A 20,137-nucleotide genomic window follows, 5' to 3' on the forward strand; every position below is an offset into this window, starting at 1 on the left:
CTTCTTCTGTACCAAATCACCCGTCTGGCCTTTTCTTACTAAGCCGATTTTTTCTTTTCTGATACTTTGGAGAATTATAACCACTGTCTCCTGGAATAGATTGCATTAAATTTGGGTTACCGTGACCATCATCAGAAAAGAACGGAATACCTAATGGACTAATAATAACTAGGTGATAAGTATCCCCAAACTGCAAACCGTTATCCAAATAATCTTTTTCATAAGCAAACCCGAATTGAGAAGGAGAGGAAACCGTAAAAGATTTTTTTTGATTGGCCTTAAGGAAGAATCCAGAAATTCTAAAACGAAAATACTCTTTGCCGTACCAGCCGCCGCTGATAGATGTCCCTACAGCCCCCGTATATTTCCTATCTGGCTTCAAGCTATGAACTACCCTTAAGGAAGAATTAAGCGATACTGGTACATTTGCAGAAGGAACAAAAATACCACGAGGTCTGGATACATGGGTGTAACGTGTCCAAATGCTTACGTCAATACTCAGAACATCCGAAAAGCGACGACCAATGCCTCCCAAGCCATAAAAATGGTAAGTCTCTTCACTATACCTAGTATCAGAATTAGCACTAGCTGAAGCGCCAAAATATCTGATAATATTATTTTCATTATGAAATCCAAACACCCCGGCAGACAATCCGAGGCTAGCGGAGCTACTTGATAGAAATTGATTCGGATCGTTTGGCTGTCCATATCTTAGATCACCAATCCGCGTATCGTTCCATCCTGCATGAAATGATCCACCGAAGCTTATGGCTTTGCGGTCATCCTTTTTATAGTCTTTTCCATCTACTTGTCCAATTGCAAGTGTAAGTTGGTGACGATCATGTACGTGTAATCTTTCACTTTCTAGGGTTAGAGCGTAGTGCCAAGTATCTGACCGATCCTGGTATCTGATGCCCGCGTGTCGACTGAACTGTTGACCACCTAAGTAACGTCCTTGCCAGTTAATATTCACCAGTTGGTAAAATTTGTACAATGGGAGGTCCATGTAAACCCCATTAAGACTAGCTGGATTAATAGTAACAAAATCCTCTCTAGCTAACACGTACTCGTGAGATAGTTGTCCCTGCAACATCGAAGATGCTAAAAAACCAATAATAACAGCAGTGACATATCGCATAAATATATGATTAATTTTTATTACGAGCAATTCGAAAACCGATTCTTCCTGACCTATACAAGGGGTGATTTGCTTTTTCAGCCTCTTTCTGATATAAGTGTAAATCTTGTTCGGACCAATCGCCTCCCAGATGAACACGACAATAGCCTGATTGACCAGTAACTCGTGCCCCGTAAAAATTCGGCTCTTCTTTCGAGTCGCATAAATCCGTGTCGACAACCTGATCCCAGCACCACTCACTTACATTACCTAACATATCCGCCATACCATAGCCATTAGCAAAAAAACTGCCAACCGGCGCGAGCGCAGGAAAAGTATCTTGATCAGACATTTGATTAATAAACTTATTACGACTAGTTCTATCATTCGCCCCCCCCCACATACCATTTTTTTCAGGCCCGTCCGCTAGCAGTTTCCATTCGTCTATGGTAGGTAAACGGTATCCATTAGCCTTCCGGCTCCAAATAATTTTTTTGTCGGTAATGGTGTATACAGGAGTAAGTGAATCTAATTCACTACGCCAATTACAGTAGGCAATCGCATCATACCAAGATATGTGCACAACAGGATAATCATACTGTAAAGGCTGTAGTAATTTTCCATAGGAATCATGCCGCCAATTTACATTTTCAGTCCAGACAAGTTCATCATCACCTTCACAATAGCATTGGCTACCAGAGGAACCTTCCTCCCCTGCATAAGTCTGATAACCTGATGAATCGATGAACAACTTAAACTCTTTGACAGTAACCTCAGTACTGGACATATAAAATATATTTGATTGGTTTGGCTTATCTCCTTTGCGCTCACAAGACACCATTTGCCCCGAAATGGCATATCTTCCAGTATCATCTCCGTTAAGAATCGTCAAAGCGTACTCGTAATGCAAACATTTTCCATAAAGCTCGATGTGTTCATTGGCCTTTAAGGCCGTCCTTTCCAGCTGCACTCCAGCCCAATGGGTACTATCGGCGACCTGCGAAGGGGTAGTTATTAGCTCACATGCATTTTTGTGTATAAATACGAATTTCCCTGAACTCGTATGCCCCGTAAAATCGCCGTCTATAGGGCTAGAAGACGTAACAGAATTTATATATTCCCGCAAGTCATCGTCAGTAACAACAAACTTCTTTTCCTTAGGATAGTCTTTTAAGCATTGTAACCATCGCTTGAGAAATTCGGACTGAATAGGAACCCGTTCAGTTTTGTTACCCGACGAGAAGAATAGCCTACTCACATGTCGTAGAGAGCTTCGCTTAATGTCATTACAGTCTGCGTCCTTTTCCCAAGGCGTAGCACTAGGCTTCCCCATGGTACGTTTGCCAAAGGATCCGGAGTGACAAGCATCAAAAGCAACCAGCAAGTGCCCGGCCTTGTTATCGCTAAGGTATTCTCTCAATTTAGCATAACTAAGCCAGCCGTCACCGTAGTCCCATTTGGATTGGCCGTCGGAAGGAATCAAGTACCCGTTATCACTTTCAGGTTTGTAATACCCATGACCGGTAAAGAAAAACAGCACTTGGTCTTTATCGCTAAAATTCCGGCTATTAATTTCGGCAAGATTATTTTTTAATTCCGCAAGCTTAAGGTCGTTAAAGACTTCTACTTGGAAGTTATAGTTATCGCTTAATTCAGACTTTAGATCGATGATCGCAGTTTTAGTTTCATTCAAGTCCGTCCAACCATTGCTATAATCAGCGGTACAGAATATGAAGGCGTAATCCTTACCAGATTTCGAGGTATTCATGTTCCCAGGTACTTGACTTACTCCCAGCGTAAAAACACACAAGAGCAAAAGAGTGGAGAGTACTGAGAGTCGTAGAAGCATTATATCAAAATTGGAGGAGAAAAAGAAAAAAACCTACAGCCGGAACAGGTTAACCCCCTGCGGGGCCTTAACTTATATCCGTTCTTAGTGGAACCGTTAAATACAACCTAATTATTCGAGAGGAGAGCGCGCAAGGCGAAAACTAACGGCCCTGCTGCGGTACCCTGGCCTGTTCTTACCGCGATAACCTGTGCGGCATATTACCGGAGCGTCAATCCAAGAACCGCCGCGCAAAAGGCGTTCCGATCCGCTGGAAGGACCCGTTGGGTTACTACTCCCAATTGATTCATCATAATAGTTTTCGCCGTACCAATCAAGGCACCATTCCCAAACATTACCGGAGAGCTCATGGATGCCCAGTAAATTAGGGTTATTCAAACTACCCACTTCTACTGTTTTCTCCCGATAGAGCCCGGTTTCGGAGTACCTCTTTTTATAGTTTGTGCTGGCGTTGTAGTTAAATTGCGTAGGTCGGATGGTTGAGTTACCATTACCAAAGCGGGCTTTACTATGACCATTGGTATAAGAAGCAGCAAATTCCCACTCTGCTTCTGTTGGTAAGCGAAATCCATTGGCGCTTAGGTTAACAGAAATACCTTCATTTTCCTTCAGTTCCATACCGTATTTTGACGCTACCCAAGCATTATGTCTTTGCGCATCTACCAAACGGTATACAGGGGTGAAGCCCTGTTGACTACTTAACCAGTTGCAGTAACTGATCGCATCGAACCAAGAAACAGCTACGACCGGTTGCTGGCCTCTCCCCCAACTATCATTAACTCTTTTCTTTCCAGTAGCGTTTGTGAAACGATCATACTCTGCAAATGTCACTTCATAGCGCCCCATTTGGAAAGGTGAGACCGTAACGGCGTGGACGGGTTTTTCATCATCTTTCCCTTCATCGAAAGTATCACCCATTTTGAAGGCTCCGCCGGGAACGGATACCATGCCTCGCGGTACGACTATATCAGAAGCTGGAGGCCTTGTCACCCAGCCACCCAACATTTTCAACGCGTCCTGATAATGTAGACAATTCTTATAAATCGTGATGTGCTCATTCGCTAAATTAGCTGTCATTTCCCTCTTCACCCTTGCCCAGTGGGCATTATCGGCAACCTGTGACTCGTCTACTATTGATACGCAAGCATCCTTATGAATGAATACAAAGTCCCCTCTATTCTCATGCCCAATGAACGTTCCGTCCTCCGGCGTAGAGTAAACAACTTTTTTATCAACGTATTCTTTTAAAATATCTTTATTCACCACAAAATCTCCTTTTAATGGGCTCTCCTGAAGGCACTCTAGCCACCTGCCCAAAAATTCTGATTGTGCTGCCGTTCGTTCTTCTTTGTTTCCAGAGGAAAAATACAGTCTGCTTTTATACTTTAAGGAACGCCGGCTAATGGTTTCACAGTCGGCGGTCTTTTCCCAAGGAAGCGATTCCGGCCCACCCCTGGTGCTTTTACCGAAGGAGCCGGAGTAGCATGCATCCAAGCCAACCAAGATATGTTTTGCCTTGTTTGCACTAAGATAGTCCCGTAGATCATCGTAACTGAGCCAACCCGTAGTGAAGTTCCATTTAGCGGGGCCGTCGGTCGGGATTAGATATCCTCGGTCACTACCTGCCCGGTAATTGCCATGGCTAGAAAAATAAAATAATACTTGGTCATTTGGCCCAAAAGGGCGACTATTAATTTCTTTCAGCTGAGCCTCTAGTTGAGCCAAGTCCAAGTTCCCATAGCGTTTTACCATGAAGTTATAATTATCTTCAAGCTCCTTAGCCAACGCTTTGGTTTCTGCATCAGTATCAGGAAGAGGGCTCAACCCCTCAGAGAATTTAGTATTGTAAAATATGAAAGCATAGTCCTGACTAGCTTTTTGGGCGCTAACGCAGGTGCTAAAAAAGGTTAGAAGTAGCAAAGTACGGACGCAAATTCGCATAGTGTTCATAATTTATAGCCTTCGTTAAATGGAATAGCCACAACATAGTTTCTAAAACACAATATATAACTTACATTTATCCCCATATAACCTAAACAAGCTATGCATCGCTACACCTTGCTTTTTGTGTTCCTATTATTATCTGGACTAATGATCAACGCACAGGGCACTTTGAAAAAGGACCTGCCCTTTCTCCAAAAAAAAGCACATCTTTATCAGCGTTGGCTCGACAGTAAAAATTTAGGATCACTACTCCAAGTAGATAGTATCCATCTTGCCAAAAACGACTTACAGTTAGAACTCTTTCTTAAATTAACCGAACCTGACCCCGACCGGGCTGCGGGAACCTGGAGGAGTTTACAAAATAGTTTTCAGCCTAGTCCAGGTGCTGAAACACTAGAAGCCAGTCTTTTCAACACATTTGTTCGTTTTACAGAGGTATCCCCAGACTCCGCCAACATACAAGTGTACATTCCGAAAGGCCACACTTACAACTCCTGCTTTTACGTGTGGATTTGGGAGGAAAATGGTTTGCTAAAATTGATAGATAAAATCGATAACTGTAAATCACAGACTATTAACGTCGAAGTTCCCATTCAAAACTTTAGCACCTCTTCTACGCTGACCAATACCCGGATCAATGGTAAGGCTGTTGCCACAGATATATTCCGAGCAGTGCAAGACTTCGCTCGCGAAAAATACGAAGTCAAAAAAGAAAATTGCGAGGGCCGCCACCCAAAGGTACTTGCTCCTGAAGAACAAACAGATTACTATCTAGAATTCTATGTCGAAGACCTTTGCCGAGAAGTACTCATCGATGAAAAACAATCATTATGGTGCGATATCGTCGAAAGTTGGTGGGGGCCATGCAACGATATGCGCCGTGAGCGCCTCGAGTTTAAGATCAATCTTAACCAGGGTGCGCAGAGCTTTAACCTCAATATTGTGATCACCGGAAAATTTGGCTCTGGTAACTACCGCCCACGCACCGGCTGGATGGATATGGATCCAGATTTCGAAGAAGCCTTTCTGAAGCCTTATGCTAAAGAGTTTCAGAAGCAGCTAAAACAATACTTTCTATCGATAAAACCTTAGGAGGTCCTCTTCTTTTTATAATCTTCGACTCTTCACCAGCAATCAGGATACAAAAAGCTCTTTCGGTATGAACCACACTAAAGCTGACATCCGGAAAAACCTACAAGAAGGCCGAATGCGTACCGCACTTAATCAAGCCCTCGCTTACGCCGAGTACTGTAACCTTTCAGATGTCGTCAACGGTCTTACTACCCAAGCTGCCAAATTAGCCCTGCACGAAGATAATGCTATCAGTGGTTTGTTAGATTACACCACGGTCTCTCATTCTCAAGCACAATTAACTCATAACCTACTTGCCTGGACTGACCGACTCCCCGATGTCCCTAAACGGGCAAAAGGCAAACGTAAACCGCTGCAGCTGCGCACTTTTAAAAATTTAATACTCTACCTCATTTGCTTTGCTAAAATAATTGTATTGGTCTGTCTTACCTACCTTCATTCATCTGGAAACTTCAATCAGTCAGAGTTGAAAGCAACGATTTCAGTTCTCCTACCAACTTTAGCCGTTTATGTATCCGTCATACTTTCTGACTCTCTGCGTAAGGAAAAATCGACGAGCCTTGACGCAAGTTATGTGAATGGTCCCCTTATCACTCTTTCCTTCGGGTTATTTCCCGTTTATATGCTATTTCTGATATTCTTGCTCAACGGAAAAGGACAAGAACGGTGGAACTTCAATGAAATGATAGTCTACCTAGCGTTAGTCGAAAGTGTTATTGGAGTTTACATTGCTTGGATAATTAAGGCTCATTTCAAGAATAATCAATGATTAATTTTATAGAAAGGCAGCAAGAAATAATATGGCGACAACTTTTTAATTTTTAAAGTTAAGTACTCCTTTCTTGTCTGAAAAAAATCTGTTCATCTATGACCTTATTCGCCTTCCTTGTCTCCGTATCTGACTATCCTCCAGGAATAAGCTCTTTACCTGGTTGTAGGCATGACCTTAAAAACATGCAAGACTTTCTTGGAGAATACTCTCGGATAAACAGTGTAAAAATGGCCCCTTTCGTGCTGAAGGATGAAAACGCGACCCGAAAGAAAGTCATTGAAGGGTTTAAACATTTCAAGAAAGCCAAAGCCGACGACATCTGCCTGTTTTACTACACCGGCCACGGTGCCCAAATGGTAGCTCCGCCGGAATTTTGGCGGGATGAGCCCAGCCGAATGTGCCAGACGTTGGTATTGCACGATAGTCGGTTGCCGGGAGGCAGGGACTTAGTAGATAAAGAAATCAGCTATCTGCTGGCTACCCACGCCAAGGATGCGGGGCAACTATTGATGATTGCCGACAGCTGCCATTCAGGTACTATTTCGCGGTTGGCAACGGCGACACCTAGGACGACCGCCGCAGCGGTAGGCATGCGATATGATGAACTGGAAGGATCGGAACATTACCTCAAAGATGGAGCATATCGTATTCCACTACACCGCGACCATATTACCTTATCGGCGTGCCTAGCACAGCAGGTGGCGATAGAGATGCCCATCGGCGGCGTACCTCGCGGCTTGTTTACCTATTACCTGATCGAGACGATGAATGGCAGCCGGCTATCGGAGTTGAGTTATGCGGAACTGATGGACCGAGTACGGGTACGGGTAAAAAATCACTACCAAAATCAGGATGTCCATGCGATGGCAACAGGTGATAGTGACCTTGACCAACTATTCTTGGGTGGGAAGCTAAAGCGGGACCGCGCTTATTTACTACACCGTGGTAAAGATGACAAGTGGTTTTTCAACCAAGGTGCTGTGCAAGGGATTACAGTTGGTATGAGCGGGAAAGTACTTGTTGGCAAAGAAGAAAAGGTATTTACCGTTGACCAAGTACTTGCTGGCCGGGCTACGATTAAAAAAGTCGACTGGATGTTGCCAGGCGCAACGGATTACCCGGTCGTGGAGATGGATAAAGAAGAACCTCAACTAGCGGTTTTCTTCTCACCATCCCTTGACGATTATACCCTAGGTAATTTGCTTGAAGAAATCAAAGAAGTCGGGTTTCAGTTAGAGGTCGTGACAAACAAACAGCAGGCAAAGTACCATGTCACCGTACTTAAAAATTATGGCCTCAGCCTAGTGCTCCCCGAAGAAGAACGACCGCTCTTTAGTAGCGAAACGGCTGACACCGTTGGCTGGGAGGAACGTTTTATCAATCGCCTTGCAAAGGTTGCTCGTTACGAGGCAACGCTGAGCCTGGCTCCTACGGAGCAGGTCCTCCCATTGGCTCAGGCCGTGGACGTAAGCTTTGAACAGGTTTATTTCAATAGTTCCGGAGAGGAAGTTAAGGCCGTTACGATGCAGACAGATGGATCGGCAGTCTTTGAGTACACAGAAATCATCCACGGCGAACAGCTCCCGCCTCGATTGCGGCTACGGGTAGCAATAAAAAGCGGTTACAGAGGATCGCTGTACGTTGGTGCACTCTTAATGGATGAGTCATTTGGCGTTTCAGCTAACTACATGGCTGTTAAAGAGATCACTTTTAGTGATCCATCTCATACAATTTCCTTGAGTGGTGAAAAAACCGACGGCACCAAGTACTACTATGACTACCTCCCCATTGCCATCGACCAGACCCTGCGGGAATGGGGCTTGACGGAGATTCAGAATTATTTTAAAGTAATTGTGTCGGAGACCACTTTTGATATGGCTGGACACGTACAGGAGCCATTGGATGCCCAACGCAAATTTGACCCGATGCAAGGCCGAAAGGTGGTTATGCCCGGGCCAACAGCGCAGCGACGGGACCGCTGGGCAAGCCTCAACATTCCCTTTCGTGTACGTCAGACGGTAGTAATACCTAGTCTTGGCGCTGCGGGGGATTCAGTAACCATCGTTTCCGCACCTTCAGGTTTCAGCTGTGAAATGATGCGATTACATTCCTCGCTCTCCATAACCCGAACATTGCATCCTGCGGCCGCGCCCACTTGCCCTACTGAGGGTTATGGACTCGAACCTGCCAGCATTTACCAGAGTCGGGGCACTGCGCCTCCCGTAGATGTGCTGGAGTTGGAAAACGTGACACATGCTTCCGCCGTTAGTGACATGCACCCACTAGAGATTAAGGCAGAAAAACTAGCTAATGACGGGTGCCTTGCACTGGCCTACGACAAAGCAGCTGGTCGCTACTATCCCGTTGGGTACCCCGACGCTGAACGCGGTATGATCATCATCCGGCAACTGCCCGAGCCCGAAGTTTCTCCAAGGAGTGACTCCATGATCAACGAAAAGAGTTTATCCGGGTCCGTGAAACTCTTCTTCCGTAAAGTAGTTGGAGATTACCTCCCGGGAGTCACAGCAACGGTCAACCAGCTACGCACGGTTCAGATAACGGAAGATTTGAGGGTTGTGTACGAAGACAAGGCACCCTCTGAAATAGTCGAAGATGTCACCAATTGCACAAAACCTATCGCCCTGTTCATCCACGGAATTATTGGCGACACCAGTCTTGCCCCTTCCATATTGGGTAGGGCCAAGCAGGCTAGTGACCAGCCAATACAAAATCTTTACGGCCTAGTACTGACCTATGACTACGAGAACCTGAATACAGAATTAACTAAAACCGCAGAAGACCTTCAGGAGCAACTGCAAAAGGTCGGATTAAAACCTGGTCACGGAAAAACGCTGCACGTCTATGCACATAGCATGGGCGGGTTGGTGAGTCGTTATTTCATTGAGATGCTACGCGGCCATGAGGTAGTCAGTCACCTTGTACAATTTGGTACGCCAAACGGTGGTAGTCCTTATGGCAACGTTGCCCAATGGATCACCCCATTGTTAACTTATGGTCTTGGCGCTGGTGCGGCCTACCATCCGTTGTTTAAACCGTTGCTAGGTCTACGTTGGCTAGCCCCAAAACTATTGATCACGCTCCAGCAGATGAAAACCGGCTCAATTTTTCTGAAAGATTTAACGGAAAAGGGCGATCGCAGAGACGTCCGGTACATTGTTATTAACGGTGACATCCGGTTGATCCCGGAAACGGGGGAATCAGACGCGGCATTCCTGGCCCGCGTTTTCGGAAATTTTGGCTGGCGAGAGGCGGTTGACCTGGTGTTTTTTCGGGAGCCGACCGACATAGCCGTTTCAGTGAACAGCCAACGGGAGATTCCTCTTCTAACCAGTGTAGCGCCGCCTGTAGGTTGTGATCACTTGAGCTACTTTACCAACCCCGCCTCCATTGCTGGGTTGGAAGGATATTTATCCGATATTTTTCCTGAGTAATCGACCATTCGACGGCATAGTTAATGATGAGTATTACCCTTCTTTAATTTGAGAGCAAGTGTTTTTTTAATGACGTAGTAAAAAAGTCTGCGTAGATTTCAAGGTATTCATCAAAGTCAACTTCCATATCGTGGTATCCTCCACGTTTTACTTCTTCGAAAAGACCAGAGCCATACTTTCCTTCAATCTCACAATACAAGCGAAACCCATCCTCTGTTTTCTGTTCTATGATGGTAAACGTCAGCATTTCTCGTTTGATCCAATTGCAATCATATCCAAGCCTTTTCAAGACTTTACAGGCTAATGGGTTGGCTTCATCCGTTAGCACCTCTTTGCATAGATTTTGCACCTCAAACCTGAGGACATGATCTTTTTGTAACACCTTGAATCTAGCTTCTCTTGATCCGCAGTTGCTACTACCATATTTTTGTTCTGCATATTTAATGATGTTTTCGTAAGTGGTCCCCCTAGATTTTTCCAGATTTATTTCAGCTACAGCGTTACCCCTAAGCTTGCCTAACTCTGCATTTGATACTACTACATTTCTAATTTTAGTTCTGCAGTTTATTTCTTTGGCCACGACGTCTCCTCCTTCAAAATAGACTTTCCTGACGAAACAAGGCTCCATTCCCCATTCGTAAGTATCATTCACCCACACCTTCATGTCCTCCTGTGGGATACTAAACAAATGGCAAGCACGATAAAACAGCTTCTCCTCCAAAGAGAGGGCTGATTTACTATCAAAAGCAACTTTAAGCTGTTTCCAGTTAGCAACTACTTTATCATAATTTTCCTCTCGAAAACCTAATTTTAGGTATAGCCTTTCACCATTTACCTTTATCTCTTTAACAATTAAAACCCTCCCTAACCCTACATGGTCCAGCCAGCGTTGATAAATTTCTCCTTGCGTCTCAAAGTACTCTTGATCTTCAGTTAGTTGAGCGTTCCCAATATTGAGACAAAAGAAAATAATGGCGAGCAAAAGCGGATAGGGCCTACTTCCAGGGCTCATAATTATTGATTTATTGTAGTAATTGAAATGCCGACCAGTGATAAGGGGAACTATACTCTTCACTATCCATGAGTTCTAATTGAGTGTCGCGAAAAGCGATCTCAATTGAAACACCTTTAAGCCAGCGCTTATAAAACGTAGTCATAAAGTACTTTGCGGCATCATCCCTGACCGGCCATAAGGCGACAATCAAATTTTTAACTCCTGCAAGCTTTAGTCCCCTTTGAATACCAAAGATGCCTTCCCTAAGCGCAGATGCTCCCTTACCTGAGTTACAAGCTGATAAAACAACTAACTTAGTTTCAGTTAGGTCTTGTTGTGCAATCTCAACAGACGTCCATTGACCATCATGATCCATTCTATTTCGAAAGTACATATATCCATACCCAGACAGGATTACGCCAGAATTCTTCAAGGTAATATCTGGCAAGTCCTGCCCTTGCTCATCCTTAATTATTTCACTATATCCATGGGTAGCTACGTGGATAACAGGAGGCGAGGCCTCCGTATGGCCAAGTAAACGAAAGTAATCTTCCGATGCCTCGTCCTCAGTGATTGAAGCATGTGAAATATTAAGTACTTCGAGCAGGCCTGCAACAGCATTTATCTCATTAAGTGTTTCTGGTAATGAAGCATAGCTTTCTACCTCTTCTCTTACTGTTGTTTTTGGTGTATCCATGACTAAGTCGCAGGGCGAAGCGAGGGGATCTTCAGGAACCTTTGCTGGCAACTCATAATCAATACCACCCGCCAACAGCCAGCATCCCTCTTGAGGCGCCATTGTTGGGAGGTACTTTTCGGGAACATCTCTGGTAGAACCAACCTGCACGATATTATATTTCTTCACCAACGGGGTGTTGTTCTCGTCTACCAATGCGGCAAAAGCAACACGCCCCATTACACCGGTAGGCGAAAGGTATAGCTTGTTATGACTACTTCCCAATACCTGACTAACTGGTGCCCAACAGAAGTCATACAATCTAGCAGCCCAGGATTGGTCTCCCAATGGGCCACCTCGTAGGTAAAATTTTGCTGCATTTTGATCATCAAGTTTGCGGACTAATGACTCCAGCTCAAGAGCTTTTCCTAAGTAAATCTTTTTAGGCTCACTAGCTTCTCTTGTTAGCAGTACCGCGTAGTAGTGATAAACGCTATCCCATACACCATCCTTCAACCGCACTTTAAGGTATTCAATAGCGGCTTCCCTCGGGCCTAGTCTTCCTTGCACATCCTCCCATGATATGTTTTTTACAGCTGCCTGCTTTTGGATACTACTACCTATCATAAATTGAAAGTGCTCAACTGCTTCATTCGCTGTATTTTGAAAAGCCTCAATCTGATCTAAAGCATCACCTGTAGGAATTTCTACTGGTGATTTTTCCGGCGTTCCATCGAACGAGTTCAGTTCAACATTATATATAGAGAGGTCTTCCATCCGGGCCAAACGCCGTTTTCTTACATCCATCTCATCTGTAGTTACACGATCAATTTCCAACTCACTCAATTTCTCACGTAGCGCATAGTTATAAAAACTACTAGCACTAGATTTAAGGTTAGTGGAAGTTGCGGTTAGAATACTTGTAGCCCCAGACAAGAAGCTATTTCCTACTGGCCTCAGTTCCTTTTCATCGCGTAGAACCTCTCTTTCTGCCTTTTCATGAGCTCTCACGCGCATTACACTATCGGCAACTTCCTGTCCGTATGCCTCAGCAAGCGTTTGCGGATACATTCTAGTCGCTATGACCTTTATTCCACCCATAGTTTCCATAATTGACGTCCCCTTATTTTCGGACAACTTAACCTTAGTTCCCACTTTAAAAAACTCCATTTTCTTTGTTACTTTCCACATTTCGTTACTTTCCAGCATGATCATGCCTGCGGAAGCTGGCCCTACAAACATCTTTACACTGGTTTCATAAGGTAAATCTCTCGGCGCTTGAGCTAGTAGCGAAGTATTTAGGCCACTAACGATGAACAGCATGAAAATTGTTACGTAGTGAAAATTATGCATCGATAGAAGTTTTAGTTACTGAGGCTAAAGCTAATCAATTCATGAAAATTTTCATGCATACTTGACAAAAACAGCATGAGACTTTCAACACTAAATTAAAATAGTTTTCTTGCAAAACATCTTACTTGTCATATGACTAGCTTCCACTCTGATTCATCAATTGAACATGCTCCCTAATTATAGATCTCTTACGGATCTCCTGGCAGAAGGACATCCAAACGTAATCGTACACGCACTAGGTCTTCATTCTACAGCTCAAACTGACGATCGTTTCCAGCGGCTATTGGCCGCGCTAAAGATCAGTACTGCTGAACACGTGAAGCGGCTGAATCGGCCTCACCAAAACAGCCAGGAACTGGAACGCGAGCGCTACGCGTTACTGGACCGCTTAAAGATGTTCGTAGAATTGTTCAACCTGGATGGCTTTGCGGTGGAGGAAAAAGCACTCCCCCACCCCACTGTGCAGATGAAGGAAAAGCCTGTGAGGGTACCATTGGTTCTTTTCCTTGGTTCTAACCCCGAAGCAATGGGCCGTTTACAACTTGATTCAGAATACGTGAAGGTAACCCAACAACTACAAAACAAACAGGAGGTGTTTCAGCTGCGAATAAGTCCGGCGGTTACCAGAGAGACTTTTGAAGGTAGCTTGGCTGAGCAACAGCCAGCCATCATTCATTTTTCCGGACATGGGCTTGGTGAAGCAACAGGCTTTCGTAAAGCAGGTCTCGTTTTTGAGCATCCGGTTAATCGAAACAAAGGAGACATTATTTCTGCCAAAGCCCTCGCCAAAATAATCAAGACGTATAAAGAAGCTTTTACCATCCGACTAGTAGTGCTAAATGCCTGTGAGAGTACAGACCACGCGCGAGAAATCTCCTGTTCTGGACTTTATGCTATCGGCATGACCCAGGAAGTACTAGATCGGCGAGCCATCGTTTTTGCGGCGGGGTTTTATCGGGGGCTGTCGGTCATGCCGGATAATATCCCCTTTGCTTTTCGGGCCGCGTTGGATTCCTTTGGTATTGCGGATGTACAGGGTGGAGAAGCTGTTCCTAAGTTATTCTTGAATGGGGCCGAGGTGACCGTTTAATTAGCCCAACCCTTTCAGTTGTTCTTTTAGGTCACCAATTTCCTTGTCCAGGCTGAATTGTACGTTTGGATCGACAGCCTTTACTCGGGCTTCTTGTAGAAAGCTTAATTTTTCTCTGATTATTTGCCGAAGAGGGTCGTCCATATCCGCCTTTTCAGAAATTGACGGCGAATCCTGTGTTGGTGGTGCGGCGACCTCCAAGTCGGCGGGGGTGATCTGGTCCACCAGGGCGAACGCCCGGTCGACGACTTCCTTACTACGGGCAGAATTTGTATTTCCCTGAATATAGGCTTCGGCATAACGATTCCAGTCTGCCTGAAGCGTACGGAAGGAACGGTTGAGCGAGGATGTGGGGTGCACTGTTTCTGACCACTCCGTGAAGAAAGCAGGGAGACGGTTTTGTGTAAGAAGATCGGAAAGTTTCTTGAGGGGCACCGTAGATGATTTTTATTACAAAAAAACTGGAGGTAAGTAGACTGATAAGATATTTGTATCTAATTCGGCACAATGTTAGTTCATTTTAGACAAGTGGACGTAAGTGCAACGTAAAGTTGACGAAGTCAAAATATATTACTTATTAAAGGATATTTGACTCCACATCGGAGGTGATTTTTACTCTGGTTAATAATTTCACCCACCTTATCTATATCGAACGACAGATTAGGTAAAAGCCAAAGTCATTTTGTCTTAACAAAAACAAACTGATTACCAGTTTCATGCCGCCCAAAATACTCCTTGACAGGTTGTGGTCTGACCGATGAAAAATCAGAAAACAGCTGGTTTACTGTTAAAAACCGATTTTCAAGTGTTGTACTTTTTAGTGATTCCATAATCCTCACTAGCATAGGAGACTTATCTGGAACGGGCTCATTACTTGAAGCAGCAATGTACACCCGCGTAAGGTTTTCATCATTATTAACCTCATCAATTGATAAATCACTTCGCTTATCTCCTAGATTCAATCCTGCATAATCAGCATCTATAATCAGTAGTATTTTGTTGCAGGATATTTGATCAACTATCTTCACTAAGTCTAGAATATTAATTCCCGTAAGGGTACCTACCCCTTTAAAATCAGCGAGTGCGATGCCCGCAGAATTCTTGTTCCTATTTCGATAGCCATGACCACTAAAATAGATCAGAAGTTGATCGTTCTTTTTAAAGTTACGCCGCTTAAATTCCTCGAGTTGCGCTAACAACTCGGTTCTAGTTGGATTCTCTACACTATTAACATAGAAAGAGTAAGAATTTTCTAGTTCCTGAGCTAGATTTCTTGTATCCTTTACAGGATTTGCTAAATTTGGCATCGTCGTGTATTCACTTACACCGACGAGCAACGCGTAGTTATTCCCTACAGTAATTTCTTCTGCGACGTCTCCGGGGCGATTAGAACGCTTAATTTCAATCGACTTCTGGAAGACATTTCGTAATGAATCTAGTACTTCTGCCTTGACTTGGATAGGCGATATAGGATTTGATTCTTGAATTTTTACTTCTGAATTTTCGTAGTAGATAGTTCGAGAGAATAGCGGCTGCTTTCTAAGATCGTAGGTATTGTATAGTTGTACATTAAGTAGATCTTTCCTGACTCTCATGTATCTGCTGGTTTGCTCTAATAAGGTATTTTCAACATCCTCCTTGAGTTTTGTTTCGTAGTATTCATTTAAGATACGCCAACTAGCTACTTGCAAAGCTAAATCGTTTGTAATAAACTCCAAGTAAACTGATAACCCCTTCTCCTCTACATCTAACTCTCTTACTCGTAATATTTTGCCGATTCCTGTTGTGCTCAACCATTGTTGCAACGCTAGAGTCTGCATCTCGAAAGTATCTTTATACACTCTTAGATCACTTACTTCAGGCAGATATAGTATCTCTCTCGTAGCCAGGGGGGGGACTTCAGTCGCTACTCTTTCGTTGTCCTCTGTTCTGGAAGGAAGGAAGGATTCTGCTTGGTCAGTTCTAATTACCCTTTCATCAACTACACTGTCTACATCTATAGTGCTGTTTTCTTCATTGGTAATCTGCTCTGAATCCTCTGCTAACGTGCTATCAATTTCACTTCCTGATTGTTCTTCAGAACGTATAGCCCCAATTGGCGTACAGGTTTCAAGAATTAGTGCTTTTTTTCCTGAAACTATCATAAGTTCCGAAGCAGTTTGGAAAAAGTTACAGACCCCTTGGCTTTCTCTTTTTAACTGAAGACCTCGATTCCAAAGGAGAGCGCCTATATTTTTTCGGTGCGTGACATCAAGACTATCCTGAGCTTCCCAGTCAAGAAACTCTTGTAGTTTAATTGCTCCTTGGTTAAGTGCAGCGTTTCCATCGCTCGTTTTTGGAACGGGAGACAGATCCAAAATGGTCAAGGTATCAAGATCCTCAATTCTAGTTGCGCGACCGATCCGATCTTGCCAGCGGTATTCCGCTAAAGTCAGACTGTCCGTTTTACTACATATTTGGATATTTAGGATTGTATCGGGACGGCCTAAACCCTCATAGACTACTGGCCATATAGTACTATCACATCGCTCATTACTTTGCTTATCTGGTTGCCACCACCACCCCACCAACATCACTAGTATGAACAATGGTAAAGCCCAAAGCAGCTGCCAAGTTTCGGGTTTTAAGCCTAACGCCCGATAGCCTTCGGGATAAAGGCGCTTATTCCAGCTTTGCGGCAGGGACAGGGGCAGGGTCCCGGCAGGTGGTTCATGGTTGAGGAAGCGAGCGACCGTAATATCAGGATCATTCCCCGTAGCAATGTCGCGAGCTAATTTTTTAGATAAGTTCTTCCGCTTGTCGGGATCATCGAAGGCTAGCAGCCATTCATTCTGCAAGTGGAAGAAGTCTAGCTCGCGCTTGGCAACGGAGCCCTCGGGAGGTGGAGCGTTTTGCTCCAATGCCGCGAGGAGAGCAAGGCGCAATTTACGGTGGAGACCAGGGGCGGTTTGCTCCAACCAGCGAATGAGTTCATCCCGGGCGGTGACAGGAATTGTTCCTCCGGTGAACCACGGCAAACGGGAAAGGGACAAAATATTACGGCTGGAGAGGAGGTTTTCGTTAGTGAATTCGCCGACTTTATGGCCAAAGAAGAGCGAAAGATCCCAATGTAGCGTTGGGTAGAGGGCGCAGGCGGCGATCCACTGAGTTTGCGCTAGTGAGAAGTGATCCAGCAGGGAGCCGATGAGCGAGTTAGAAAAGAGGATCGGTTCCCGCTCGGCATCGTCAATTAATGCGCGGTAATCGACGGGGTCTTCGGGAGAGTGACCGTCGTTGGTTCGTTCAGCGAGAAGACGTAGACCCTGCATACTAGCAGGAAGGACAGCAAAGAACTGGGAGAGTCGGCGCTCTTCGATACCCCATTCGTTGGGTGGACGGGTAGTAAGAAGGCTGCGGTTGGCCCAGAGAGAGAACTGGTCGTTGGCCCATTTGGTGAGTTTACCAGAGGCCGGATTAAGGAGGCGATCTCCTGATCCAACGAGGAGGAGACGACTGTTGGGAAAGCGGCGCTGAAGGTTTATCAGCGAGGTGGATCGACCGCGATTATCCTGAAAAAGAAGGCGAGGGTCACCGTCAAAGAAGTACCGTTCTATATAGACCTCCTCTGCGGCTAACTGCCGGTAAAGCTGGTCGAAGAGTCGGGCATGGTGATTGTTGTTGGCGCCACGGTCGATGAGCAGCAAATATTCGGCAGGGCGAGTGGCCAATCGGTAATGAAAGGACGGTAGTCCGCCCTGGTTGATGGTTTGTTTGATGGTCTTACCAAGGTCGAGTTCCCGGTGATCGTCTTCGCGGCGGCGGCGAAGTTGGCGAAGAAGGGCGGGGTAATTTTCACCCCAATCGATGCCAGCACGGAATTCGGGGAGTTCGATGGGCCAAAAGTGGGGAGCTCCGTCAAACTGTTCACGCTGGGCGACTAGACGAATATTCTTACGCCGTTGGTTGCGCAGGTAGAAGTAAAATACGCCTAGCAAAATTAGATAGCCGAATAATATGAGTGGCCACCAGGCGAAATAAAGGAAATCGGCATATCCTAAGCTTTGAGATTCGGGGACCGCCAGATCTAGCAAGGTACGAGGATGGGGTAAAGGGTCGAAGGAAGTATAGTCTGGGGTATCCTTACGTTGAACTACAGGTAGCACTGGTGCCCGAGCCGTATCTTGCTTTTGCTCTACTACTACCCGGAAGTTAATGTGTGTAAAACGCTTATTTGTGCCTTCAAGACGAACGATAAAAGCATCTTCTTGCTTAATGGTATCGAAGTTAGCTTCATAGTAGAGTCTAAGACCAGCCGTATCAACCCTACCTATTTTTGGGGCATCAACGGTACCGTAGGCAGGCAGGCCAAAAGTCAGTACTCTACCAATAGTAGCTAAAGAATCGACATTAGAAATAAAATTACGCTTGCCAGCCGTGACAATAATGGTTCTTTCCGTTGTCGGAAACTCCTGAGCGGGCCAAATAAAATAGGCGACTAGAGGTAAGAATAAGACTAACAACAGGCCAGCAAAGCGTTGGAGTAGTTTATGGCGATCGCGTCGGTTCGCCCTCGTGAACTCGTCTTCCTTTTTTTCGACAGGCTTCTCGGTTGCATCTGCTTGTTCACAAGCGTTATGAAATATTCTCCTGAAGCGTTCCTGTCCGTTGGCGTCCATAGCGAAGAGAGCAACAAGGCTATCCCCGAGTACGGATTCAGACGTAGTGGAAGGAAGGCGATCGAGGAGTTCCTGCACAGCCTGGTACTGCTCAACGCCGATGGGATACCCTTCGGCCCGAAGAGCCGTGAGGAAAGCCGCCGTGATCTGGCGGCTACGGGTATGCCCAGAGAGTGAGGTCACATGCTAGTTGTTGAGGAGGAGTTGTCCGTCATTGAGTAGCCGTTGGAGAAGGTCAAGATCTTCTCGATTTTTGGCGAGTACAGAGAAAGAAGTTGCTAATTTTCTGGCTTCATCCTCCTGCAACTCACGACTAAGTGCCGCAGCGGGAAAATCCATACGGTTCAGAAGATCAACCCAGTGGATAAGCTCGGCAGTAGCGGGTTTTTTACGAAGTTGTTTGGTTTTTCGACCGGTACGAAGTTCTGTGAAAAATCGGGTAAAAAAGCCGAGGTCAGCCGTGGAATAGCCGTCGGTTTTAGATTGCAGTATTCGCAATAAGGTCTCCTCATTTGGGAAATCGATATGGAAGAAAGTAACGCGCCGCAAAAAAGGTTCAGGAAGATTTTTCTCCGAATTAGATGTCATGATAACAAATGGCCGCGTAGCCGATCCTGCTTTGAAGGTAGCACCGGTTTCGGGCACCTCGAAGCGGAGATTTTCGAGTGCATATAGAACGTCGTTGGGTAAGTCACGCGGGGCTTTATCAATTTCATCGATAAGGACGACGTAGCGTTGTTTGCTATCCTGGATGGCCTTACCAAGAGCTTCGTACTTTATGAAGCGCTTGGCGATGTCGGCAGCGCTTAGGGTTTCCTTACTCGTTTGGCTATGCTGAAAGTGGCCAAGGGCATCGTAGCGGTAGAAGAGGTCACGAGCAGAGCTGGTTGTCTGCGCTGTGAAGACGAGGGGTACGGGGAGGCCGAAGGCGTGAGCAACGTGGAACGCGAGCTGAGTTTTACCCGTACCCGGCTCCCCGGTGAGCAGCAATGGCTGACCGAGATTGATCGCAACGTTAACTGCATTGACGAGACCGGGATCCGGAAGATAGAAAGCGGGGTTGTTGAGCTTCGGATTAAGGTTGATAGAGGGAAATTCCTGGGGTTCACCCTCACGCTCGTAGAAAGAAAATTTTTCGGCCAT

Annotated in this window: 12 protein-coding genes; 4 read left to right on the forward strand and 8 right to left on the reverse strand. The window is 45.3% G+C overall.

Going from position 1 to position 20,137, the window contains the following annotated elements:
• Window positions 1-16 precede the first annotated feature (16 nt).
• From B036_RS33610 to B036_RS32245, 3 genes are all read right to left on the reverse strand, one after another.
• On the reverse strand, window positions 17-1,138 hold the full coding sequence (locus B036_RS33610) for a hypothetical protein (protein ID WP_020569744.1): 1,122 nt from the start codon (window positions 1,136-1,138) through the stop codon (window positions 17-19).
• Window positions 1,139-1,148: 10 nt separating this feature from the next.
• Entirely contained in the window at window positions 1,149-2,885 is a 1,737-nt protein-coding gene (locus B036_RS32240) for an SUMF1/EgtB/PvdO family nonheme iron enzyme (protein ID WP_020569745.1), read from the reverse strand.
• A gap of 192 nt (window positions 2,886-3,077) precedes the next feature.
• Window positions 3,078-4,907, reverse strand: coding sequence for an SUMF1/EgtB/PvdO family nonheme iron enzyme (locus B036_RS32245; RefSeq protein WP_020569746.1), 1,830 nt, complete (start codon window positions 4,905-4,907; stop codon window positions 3,078-3,080).
• Between the two features lie 102 nt (window positions 4,908-5,009).
• Here B036_RS32245 and B036_RS0116030 point away from each other — a divergent pair, with 102 nt between their 5' ends.
• The 3 genes from B036_RS0116030 (at window position 5,010) to B036_RS0116040 (ending at window position 10,226) form a co-directional block, all read left to right on the forward strand.
• Window positions 5,010-6,002: a hypothetical protein gene (locus B036_RS0116030; RefSeq protein WP_026232041.1), complete on the forward strand. Its 993-nt coding sequence runs from the start codon at window positions 5,010-5,012 to the stop codon at window positions 6,000-6,002.
• A gap of 67 nt (window positions 6,003-6,069) precedes the next feature.
• Window positions 6,070-6,771, forward strand: coding sequence for a hypothetical protein (locus tag B036_RS0116035; protein WP_020569748.1), 702 nt, complete (start codon window positions 6,070-6,072; stop codon window positions 6,769-6,771).
• Window positions 6,772-6,869: 98 nt separating this feature from the next.
• Window positions 6,870-10,226 carry a caspase family protein gene (locus B036_RS0116040; protein WP_071596787.1) on the forward strand — a complete coding sequence of 1,119 codons (3,357 nt, stop codon included), beginning with the start codon at window positions 6,870-6,872 and terminating at the stop codon, window positions 10,224-10,226.
• 43 nt (window positions 10,227-10,269) lie between these two features.
• Here B036_RS0116040 and B036_RS0116045 read toward each other — a convergent pair whose 3' ends face one another.
• Both B036_RS0116045 and B036_RS0116050 read right to left on the reverse strand, forming a co-directional pair.
• A complete protein-coding gene (locus tag B036_RS0116045) occupies window positions 10,270-11,238 on the reverse strand; it encodes a hypothetical protein (protein WP_020569750.1) in 969 nt (322 codons plus the stop codon).
• Between the two features lie 10 nt (window positions 11,239-11,248).
• Entirely contained in the window at window positions 11,249-13,249 is a 2,001-nt protein-coding gene (locus tag B036_RS0116050) for a CHAT domain-containing protein (protein ID WP_020569751.1), read from the reverse strand.
• A 166-nt stretch (window positions 13,250-13,415) separates the two neighbouring features.
• Between B036_RS0116050 and B036_RS0116055 the strand changes: the two genes are divergently transcribed.
• A complete protein-coding gene (locus B036_RS0116055) occupies window positions 13,416-14,339 on the forward strand; it encodes a CHAT domain-containing protein (RefSeq protein WP_083926231.1) in 924 nt (307 codons plus the stop codon).
• Here B036_RS0116055 and B036_RS0116060 read toward each other — a convergent pair whose 3' ends face one another.
• The 3 genes from B036_RS0116060 to B036_RS0116070 all read right to left on the reverse strand — a co-directional run bounded on the left by B036_RS0116060 (window position 14,340) and on the right by B036_RS0116070 (window position 20,137).
• On the reverse strand, window positions 14,340-14,774 hold the full coding sequence (locus B036_RS0116060) for a hypothetical protein (protein ID WP_020569753.1): 435 nt from the start codon (window positions 14,772-14,774) through the stop codon (window positions 14,340-14,342).
• Between the two features lie 242 nt (window positions 14,775-15,016).
• Window positions 15,017-19,177, reverse strand: coding sequence for a caspase family protein (locus B036_RS0116065; RefSeq protein ID WP_020569754.1), 4,161 nt, complete (start codon window positions 19,175-19,177; stop codon window positions 15,017-15,019).
• 3 nt (window positions 19,178-19,180) lie between these two features.
• Window positions 19,181-20,137 carry an AAA family ATPase gene (locus tag B036_RS0116070; RefSeq protein ID WP_020569755.1) on the reverse strand — a complete coding sequence of 319 codons (957 nt, stop codon included), beginning with the start codon at window positions 20,135-20,137 and terminating at the stop codon, window positions 19,181-19,183.

Source organism: Neolewinella persica DSM 23188 (assembly GCF_000373105.1).
In the GTDB taxonomy this organism is placed as follows: Bacteria; Bacteroidota; Bacteroidia; order Chitinophagales; family Saprospiraceae; genus Neolewinella; species Neolewinella persica.

What these genes read in the sequence shown, in the direction of transcription:
- B036_RS33610 (WP_020569744.1), bottom strand. Translation starts at nt 1,138, where the DNA reads ATGCGATATGTCACTGCTGTTATTATTGGTTTTTTAGCATCTTCGATG.
- B036_RS32240 (WP_020569745.1), bottom strand. Translation starts at nt 2,885, where the DNA reads ATGAATACCTCGAAATCTGGTAAGGATTACGCCTTCATATTCTGTACC.
- B036_RS32245 (WP_020569746.1), bottom strand. Translation starts at nt 4,907, where the DNA reads ATGCGAATTTGCGTCCGTACTTTGCTACTTCTAACCTTTTTTAGCACC.
- B036_RS0116030 (WP_026232041.1), top strand. Translation starts at nt 5,010, where the DNA reads ATGCATCGCTACACCTTGCTTTTTGTGTTCCTATTATTATCTGGACTA.
- B036_RS0116035 (WP_020569748.1), top strand. Translation starts at nt 6,070, where the DNA reads ATGAACCACACTAAAGCTGACATCCGGAAAAACCTACAAGAAGGCCGA.
- B036_RS0116040 (WP_071596787.1), top strand. Translation starts at nt 6,870, where the DNA reads ATGACCTTATTCGCCTTCCTTGTCTCCGTATCTGACTATCCTCCAGGA.
- B036_RS0116045 (WP_020569750.1), bottom strand. Translation starts at nt 11,238, where the DNA reads ATGAGCCCTGGAAGTAGGCCCTATCCGCTTTTGCTCGCCATTATTTTC.
- B036_RS0116050 (WP_020569751.1), bottom strand. Translation starts at nt 13,249, where the DNA reads ATGCATAATTTTCACTACGTAACAATTTTCATGCTGTTCATCGTTAGT.
- B036_RS0116055 (WP_083926231.1), top strand. Translation starts at nt 13,416, where the DNA reads ATGCTCCCTAATTATAGATCTCTTACGGATCTCCTGGCAGAAGGACAT.
- B036_RS0116070 (WP_020569755.1), bottom strand. Translation starts at nt 20,137, where the DNA reads ATGGCCGAAAAATTTTCTTTCTACGAGCGTGAGGGTGAACCCCAGGAA.